This is a genomic window from Segatella copri, assembly GCF_002224675.1.
Taxonomy (GTDB): domain Bacteria; phylum Bacteroidota; class Bacteroidia; order Bacteroidales; family Bacteroidaceae; genus Prevotella; species Prevotella copri_U.
In genome coordinates, this window is sequence record NZ_NMPZ01000074.1 from 1 (window position 1) to 861 (window position 861).

Below are 861 nucleotides of genomic sequence, written 5' to 3' on the forward strand. Positions count from 1 at the left end.
GGTACTACATGGATATCACTATTACGGCTGAAAAACCAATCCATTGTCTCTGACTTGCTACGTGCAGGCTCAGTGGCACAGCAGTTAGAACAGCAAGGCGTCACCATATTGAGTGTGATCACCCGTCAAGGTAAGCCTTGCATTCACGTAGCCCGAAACAGCTATTGTGATGCACTCATTCAGGAAGGTAAGGCGTCTTACCAATATTTTAATAGCATAAGGGTAAACAAGGCGTGTTCGATACCGAAGGTTGCCGCGTTTTACTGGTCTGAATCTATTCATTAGAGGGTTTCTGTATGAATTTAAAAGATAAATATTTTAGCTATATTAAGCGTGCTGAAGAGAGACTAGCGCCACTTACTAGTTTTCCGTGTCCTAAATGTCATGAAACTATCAAGACATTATCAGCACCAAAAGGTGAGTCTTGGGATAGCCTTTGCACCTGCCCGTTTTGTGAGCAAGTTTTTATCAAGCGCGTCACTGAATGTAAGGTCGAAACCTGTCGCGTTAATATCCACTAAAAGGAATTTATTATGGCAGCAAAATTACCATTGTAATTAAAGAGAGTAAGCATGGTCACGGTGACGTTGAGATTATTAGGCGCAAAGCAGAGCCAGGAACGACCAAGGATGAAATGGTACTCTCAGAAGAATTAGTACAAGAAGTTGGTTTAGCACTTTGTAAAATCAAATTAGCTCATAAGGAAAACGCAATGCACACTAATCCAAAACAATTTACACAACAGACTGATATCCCAGAGGGATATTGGATTGATGCTGACCAGAAATTAACTCGCGTTGATTTGGTAAAACCATTGATATACAGCGTGATACGTTAATCGGTGAATTAATTACAAAGGCG

At 40.8% G+C, this 861-nt stretch carries 1 protein-coding gene; it reads left to right on the plus strand.

Annotation, left to right across the window (positions count from 1 at the left end; genetic code table 11):
- The coding region (locus CFT61_RS17130; protein WP_089545441.1) for a hypothetical protein at positions 1-285 on the plus strand (285 nt) is incomplete at its 5' end.
- Between the last annotated feature and the right edge of the window lie 576 nt (positions 286-861).